The organism is Arthrobacter sp. H14 (assembly GCF_000520495.1).
Taxonomy (GTDB): Bacteria; Actinomycetota; Actinomycetes; order Actinomycetales; family Micrococcaceae; genus Arthrobacter_C.
Window position 1 is genome coordinate 19,212 of record NZ_KI914664.1, and the last position, 6,988, is coordinate 26,199.

6 protein-coding genes and 1 pseudogene are annotated in these 6,988 nt (G+C 64.2%); 3 read left to right on the forward strand and 4 right to left on the reverse strand.

Features of this window, described 5'->3' with window-relative positions; genetic code table 11:
* A pseudogene (locus Y707_RS26250) lies at window positions 1–491 on the forward strand (hypothetical protein); the annotation flags it as partial.
* Between the two features lie 82 nt (window positions 492–573).
* Here Y707_RS26250 and Y707_RS0114305 read toward each other — a convergent pair.
* Window positions 574–1,170, reverse strand: a complete 597-nt coding sequence (locus Y707_RS0114305) for a copper resistance CopC family protein (RefSeq protein WP_051442044.1) — start codon at window positions 1,168–1,170, stop codon at window positions 574–576.
* A gap of 125 nt (window positions 1,171–1,295) precedes the next feature.
* Here Y707_RS0114305 and Y707_RS0114310 point away from each other — a divergent pair, with 125 nt between their 5' ends.
* Window positions 1,296–2,732 (forward strand): NCS2 family permease, encoded by a 1,437-nt coding sequence (locus tag Y707_RS0114310; protein ID WP_026535588.1) that lies wholly within the window; start codon window positions 1,296–1,298, stop codon window positions 2,730–2,732.
* A gap of 119 nt (window positions 2,733–2,851) precedes the next feature.
* Window positions 2,852–4,102 (forward strand): ATP-grasp domain-containing protein, encoded by a 1,251-nt coding sequence (locus tag Y707_RS26255; RefSeq protein WP_253905186.1) that lies wholly within the window; start codon window positions 2,852–2,854, stop codon window positions 4,100–4,102.
* Between the two features lie 35 nt (window positions 4,103–4,137).
* Here Y707_RS26255 and murJ read toward each other — a convergent pair whose 3' ends face one another.
* The 3 genes from murJ to Y707_RS26265 form a co-directional block, all read right to left on the reverse strand.
* Window positions 4,138–5,631 carry a murein biosynthesis integral membrane protein MurJ gene (murJ, locus tag Y707_RS0114320; protein WP_051442046.1) on the reverse strand — a complete coding sequence of 498 codons (1,494 nt, stop codon included), beginning with the start codon at window positions 5,629–5,631 and terminating at the stop codon, window positions 4,138–4,140.
* 84 nt (window positions 5,632–5,715) lie between these two features.
* The gene (locus tag Y707_RS26260) at window positions 5,716–6,654 is read right to left on the reverse strand and encodes a spermidine synthase (RefSeq protein ID WP_081744891.1); all 939 of its coding nucleotides are present in this window, start codon (window positions 6,652–6,654) and stop codon (window positions 5,716–5,718) included.
* On the reverse strand, window positions 6,654–6,988 hold a 335-nt coding region (locus tag Y707_RS26265; RefSeq protein WP_155853000.1), incomplete at its 5' end, for a GNAT family N-acetyltransferase. The genes Y707_RS26265 and Y707_RS26260, both read right to left, overlap by 1 nt.

The following is a 6,988-nucleotide window of genomic DNA, read 5'->3' on the forward strand; positions in this document are numbered from 1 at the left end:
TGTCCGGCTGCGGAGGGCTCCTTGGGGACTGCAGCACACACCGCAGCCCCGCCGATCCATCGATGTTGCATGAGCGTGCCGAGCTGCTGAGACTGCTGCGGACCTATGCCAGCAATCACGCGGTCGACATCCGGAAAGACACCCACGCCGCGGATCTCATTCTCCAGGAGAACGACGGCGGCACGGGACATTCCGCGGACGGCACCCAGCCGCGGAAATGGGCGGTGCAGACAGAGCAGGGCGTCCTGATGGCTGACAGCATCGTGTTGACGAATTGCCCGCAGAACCAGATCCGGCGGGTACTGAAATCAGTGGGGATCACCGCCGGACGCGATTTCCTGGCCGCCATGCGCGCCATCGGCATCCATCTGGTCGGAATCGGAGACATGCTCGCGCCCACCACCCGGGAGATCGTGCACCAGGCGAAAGTTGTCAGCGAGGCGATCGTCTCCGAACGCATGTTAACCTCCGGACAGACGGCCATCGCCTAAGGCAGGCATGCCGCCTGAACCTGCTGGGCAAAATGTGTTCGTAAACGTGGCGCTAACCAACATTTATTGTCCACCACGTCGATTAGTCGTCGTTCCTGCCCAAACGGCGGCGGGCCATGATGCCGATGATGATCACCAGAACCACCAGCACCGCACCCATGATGACGACGAAGGTGGTCGGGAAGACTGTCGGCGCTTCCTCGGGGTCGGCGACCTGTCCTTCCGATCCGGCCTCCGCGGAGGGAGATTCGACGGGCTGCGGCGAAGACACCTCGGCGCCGCCCGGGCCGCCGGTGGCTGCAGTGAATTCGAAGACCCCTTCAATCGGGTGTGAGTCCGAGGACACGACGCGCCAGGTCACGGTGTATTTTCCGCCGGGAGCATCCGGGCTGATCGCCTGGGTCGCGACATTGTCCACGATCTCCACGTCGCCGATCGCCCAGTCCCTACCGTCTTCATCCTGGACCTTGATCTCGGAGCCAAGTGCGATGGGAGTGTCCGTGAAGGTCAGCTTGATCGCATCGGGAACACTCTGCATGCTCTGCCCATCCTTGGGACTCGACTCCGCAAGGGAATCATGGGCGGACGCGGCCGAAACCGGCACCATCAGGCCCAACAGCGCCACAAAGAGGGCGGCCAGCGCCCTGCGGATGGATACTGCAGCGGATGCTCTTTGCACGGTGTTGCCTCTCGACGATGTCTTCCCTACCAGCGTAGGACATATCGCCGCCTGAAAGTCCGGCAGTTCGCCATGGGCGGTAGGATTCTCAAGGACCATCCGCCGTCGTGCACGAGGAAATCACTATGCTCAAGCAGGGCTCTGCTCTCGACCGCTTTTTTCACATCTCCACGCGGGGCAGTTCGGTCTCGCGCGAATTCCGCGGTGGACTGGCGACCTTCTTTGCAATGAGTTACATCGTGGTGCTCAATCCCCTCATCCTCAGCGGAGCAGACTCCACCGGCGGCGAACTGGGCCCGGCACGCGTCGCCGCAGTGACCGCCCTCGTGGCCGGTGTTCTCACTATCCTGATGGGCGTCTGGGCCAAATATCCCTTCGCGCTGGCGACCGGACTCGGGGTCAATGCCTACGTGGCGGTAACCGTTGCCTCCAACCCAGGACTGACCTGGCCGGATGTCATGGGGTTGGTGGTGCTGTCCGGTGTCACGATGCTGATCCTGGTCCTGACCGGCTTCAGGACGGCCGTCTTCAACGCCGTTCCGCCGAGCCTCAAGACGGCAATCGTGGTCGGTATCGGACTGTTCATCGCCTTGATCGGGCTGGTCAACGCCGGCTTTGTCCGCCGCATCCCCGACGAAGCAGGAACCACTGTGCCCGTCGGTCTCGGCTTCGGCGGCGTACTGCTCGGCTGGCCGACGCTGGTCTTTGTCTTCGGGCTGATCCTGACCATCGCCCTGGTGGTGAAAAAGGTCAAAGGCGCCATCCTGATCAGCATCATCGCCGCGACGATTCTGGCCGTCATCATTGAGGCCATCTTTCCGTCCGGTGTCCGCCCACAGGATCCCACCGGCTGGTCGCTGGTGGTGCCGCAGGTGCCGGAAACGTGGATTCAGTTGCCCGACCTGAGCTTGATCGGCGACGTCAATATCTTTGGCGCGTTCACCCATCTGGGAGTCACGGCCGCCTCCCTGCTGGCCTTCACCATCCTGCTCAGCATCTTCTTTGACGCCATGGGAACCATGGTCGGTCTGGCGAACGAGGCTGGGCTGACTGACGAGGAAGGCAACATCCCGAATGCGGACCGCGTGTTGATCGTCGACGCCCTCGGTGCCATCGCGGGCGGCGCGGGGTCAGTATCCTCAAACCAGATCTACGTTGAATCCGGTGCTGGTATCGGCGAGGGTGCCCGCACCGGTCTGGCTAACGTTTTCACTGGTCTGTTGTTCCTGCTCGCCGTTCTCTTTACGCCGCTGGTGGCGATCGTCCCGTTCGAAGCGGTGGCCCCGGCCCTCGTCGTCGTCGGCTTCATGATGGTGGCACAGGTCGGCCGGATCGACTGGTCCGACTGGGGCGTCGCCATTCCGGCCTTCCTGACCTTCACCTTGATGCCGTTCACGTACTCCATTGCCAACGGTCTCGGTGCCGGCTTCATCGCCTTCGTGCTGGTGCGCAGCTTCCAGGGCCGGGCCAGAGAGATCCACCCGCTGATGTGGGGCGTGGCCGCGGCCTTCGTCATCTTCTTCGGCCTCGGTCCGATCGAACAGGCCCTCGGCGTGCGGTAACTCACCCCTACTCCACCGCAGGGCCAGAGGCCAGCCGCGTTAGGCTTGGAAGCAATAACAGCCGGGCGGACTTGATGTTGGCGCCCAACATCAGCCGCGACGACTATGGGGGATATTGAGTGAATCACGCCACCGGCGAAAGGCCCGATCGTCCGCTGGACAGCGAGGATCCCGCCGCACCGTGGCGTCAGCAGATGGGAAAGCGCCGCGCACTCATAGTCAGTACGGCCCGTGACCGCGGTGCGCTGGCAGCTGCGAGGGCCCTCAACCAATCTGGCTGGACTGTTGGTGTCGGCATGCCCGATGCTCCAGGGATGCTCGGCTCCTCGCGCGCCTGTACTGCCCGGCATCCGGTGCCACGGCCGCGGGGCGACGGAATCGCCTTCGTCGACGGTGTCCGCAAGGCGGTAACAGCGGGCGCATACGACGTCGTCTTCGGCGGCGGAGATGACTGGATGGCGGCGCTGTCCACCTACCGGAATGACATTCCAGCCCGGGTGGCCCATCCCCGATCCGGTGTGGTGGAAGCCGCCCTGGACAAGGTGAACCTCGCCGAAGCCGCCTTTGATGCCGGACTGGCCGCGCCGTACACCGCAACGGCAACAGAGCAGGCGCTCGCTGGCTGGGCCGGTCCGGTAGTGGTCAAATGCCGTGCCCATTGGTCCCAGGGCCAGACCCGTCCACACCGTATCGAAGCAAAACTATTTCCACATATCGAAGCAGCGCGGAAGCAAGTCGAGCACCTCCGGAAAGCAGGGGCCGAGCCTGTGCTTCAGACGCCGGTCCGCGGCAGCCTGGGGGCACTGATTGGCGTATTCCATGACGGGCGGCTCAATGGTCGAGTGCAACAAGTTTCGTCCCGCTTGTGGCCTACGCCCAACGGCGCCTCCGCACGGGCAGAGACGATTCCGGTCGATGAGGGCCTGGCCGCCAAGGCCGAGACGCTGCTTCGCCGGCTCAATTGGAGTGGACTGGTTGAGCTGCAATTTCTGACAGGTGCCGATGGCGTGCCACACCTGATCGACCTGAACGGCCGGTTCTTCGGATCCCTTGCCTTGTCGAATGTTGCACGGCCGGGACTGATTGACGCCTGGGGCCAGCTTGTCCTTGATGGCTCCATGCCGGACCTTGAAGACGCCCGCACAGGAGTTCGCTACGCCTGGACGGCCGGCGACCTGCGCCGGGCAGGTGTGGAACGCCGGAACGGCGTGGCGGCGGACGTCATTGACACACTGCGTTGGGCCCGGAAAGCAGAGCACAGCGTCTGGAGGCTGAGTGACCCCGGACCGGCATGGAATCTCGCTGCGGGACGGTTCACACGATCAGGCGGGAAAGCCGGGAAGCCAGTGCCCCGGCCGGCAGAGAGCTGACAGTGCCCCATTGCTCGACGGCAATTACACATGCTTTAACGCCGGCGACGCACCGCGCGGATTGTCTCCGCCAGCAGTAGCCGCTCCGGCGCCCGCAGCACCATCAGCCCAAGCACATAGAGTCCGCCAACGACCAACGCGACGGCCGCGGCCGTGACAATGGCCGGAAATCCGGTCAGTGCTTGGAGAACGGCATAGCCCGCAGCAGCTGCAACAACCGCCAGGCCGGCCGCCCTGGCGAGCAGTGCGGTTGCCGCCGGCAGATCCAATCCGGCGTGCAGGCGGTGCAACAACCAACCATTGGCAAGCGCGGCAACGACGAGCGAAGCGCTCGTGGCCAACGCGATCCCGGCAATGCCGAGCACCGGTGCGAGCAAGATATCGCCGACGACGTTAATGACCATGGCGAGCAATGCCACAATGACAGGCGCACGCGAATCGCCCAATGCATAAGCCGCACTGACGATCACCCGTCTGCAGCCTAACGCGAGCAATGCCGGCGTGTACCAGAGAACCGAAGTGGCCGTCGCGGTGACATCTTCTTCGGTGAACGCACCGCGTCCGAAAGCCAGTTCGACCAACGGAACGGCCGCGATCGCCAGGACCAGGCACAGCGGCGTGAGCACGGTTACCGTAACGGCCAGGGCACGTCCAACCAGCCGCCTGACTTCCGTGATATTCCCGGCGGCCGCGCCCAAAGCTGGGTAGAGCGGAACGACCAACGAGGCGACAATCAGCATCTCGGGAAGGTTGATCAAGCGCCAACCATACGACAGGGCAGTGATCGCTCCGTCCTCCAGCGTTGAGCCGACGGCCCTGTCCACCATGATGTTGACGTTCCCGATGGCGCTGCCGAACAACAACGCGGGCACCAGCCTTGCGATCTCCCGGAAGCCTGGATCCCGCAAATTCCAGCGGGGCCGCACCCTGGCCCCCAAAGCACGCACCGGAGGGAACTGCATCAGAAGCCTGGCGCCGGATCCGGCGACGAAACCCACGGCGAGGGCCATGATCCCGTAGCGGGGGCCGAAGATGCCTGCCGCGCCGATCATGACGATGTTGAAGGGTACGCCCTGCAGGGAGGACCAGGAGAAGCGTCCATGGGCATGTGCCAGGGCGGCCAGCAGATCGGTCCCGGCGACAAGGACGGCTGCGATCAGCACCACGCGGGTCAACTGCGCGGCAGTCGCCGTCTCGGCCTCATTGAAACCCGGTGCGAGGACCGACGTGACGGGACCGACGAAAATACCCATGATGACGCTGCCCAGTCCCAAAACGACCAGCGTCACCGTCAAGGCCACGTCGAAACCGGGATGTCCGCGGCAGCGCCCCTCCTCGCCGTCGGCTTCGCGGGCAACAACGGGAGTAACCGAACGAGCCATCGCAATCGCAGCCAGGCCGAGGACGATGTTCAGCAGCCCCTGAGCCACGAAGTACGCGTCCAGTTCGAAACCAGCGCCAAAGACGGCGGCGATCACGATATCCCGGAAGAAGCCGAGCAGTGTGGAGATGGCCGTCAGACCGGTCACAAGTAATGCGGCGCGGGGTACGCGCCCACCTCCCCGGCTAGCCACGGACTACCGGCAAGGCTGTAGGGCAGCAGCGGTGAAGTCTCACTGAACGAGCCCCTCATCGTCGGTCAGGATCTTCGCGCCGGTGCAGAACTGGCGCACCCGCACGTCTTCCCACACCTGGGCTGGGACCCCGCCGCCGAGCAGGTCCCTGGCGAGCCGCGGATCGTTTCCGATCGGCACATCGCTGCCGGCAATAATGACGTTCCCGTAGCGCCGGCCCTTGAGCATCGGCGGATCCGCAATGATCAGCGTGTGTGCGAAAACCGAGCCGATGGTGGCCATTTCCCGCTTGGCAGTCGCCAGGTCCGGGGAATCTCCGCAATTGACCATGTAGATCCCACCCGGTGCCAGTACTCTCCGGGCGGATGCGGTGAATTCGGCTGTTGTCAGGGCGACGGGAGTGTACTGCCGGGAGAACACGTCACGGATGATCAGATCGCGGCTCTCGTCCGTCAATGATTCGGTCACCTCACGCGCCTCGCCGACCCTGATCCGCACCAGCGGCGCCCTCGGGATGTTGAACCACTCCCGCACCAGGGCAGCCAACCTGCCATCAATTTCGACGACGACCTGCCGCGCGTTGCCGTAGGCCGCCGCCAGGTACCGGGCCATCGAGCACGCTCCCCCACCCAGGTGCAACGCCCGCAACTTTTCGTCGAAACCCCAGTGCGATTCAATCAGCCGGGCCATCCAGGCCATGTACTCGAATTCGAGGCGCAGCGGGTCAACAACGTCCACGTGCGACGTCTGCACACCGTTGAGCTTGAGCAGCCAGCCGGTCGGATTGTCGTCGTCGGAAATTAACTCAGCGGTGCCGGTGTCCACCTCATAAACGCCGTCCGCCGGGCCCTGCCGTTGACCTGATACACCAGACCGGGACTCCGCACGGCTTTTAGGGCCCCCGCCACCTTTCGAATCCCCGCCATCCTTGGAGCCCCCGCCGTTGGACCTGGCTTTCCTGGTTTTTCCCTTCGCCATCAGCGCCGCACCATCCGGAACATCGGCTTGTCATACCAGCTCGGCCCGCACAGAAGTGAAGTACCGTCCGGGGCGAAACCGTTGCGCCGGTAGAACCGTTCCGCCCTCAGATTGTCGTTCAAGATCCAGAGGTAGGCTGCCCGGTCGTCGATGGCGGCATCAAGCATCCGCTGCCCCAGCCCGGAACCGTGGGTGGCGGCCAGGGTGTAAAGGTGGTGCAGCTCCAAAGCAATGGGCGACGGCGGCGCATCCCGCTGCCACTCGACGTCGCGCTTGGGTCCGGCTGCTGCAATCCCGACGACGGTCCCGGTGGAGTCCACCGCCACCCAGCTGC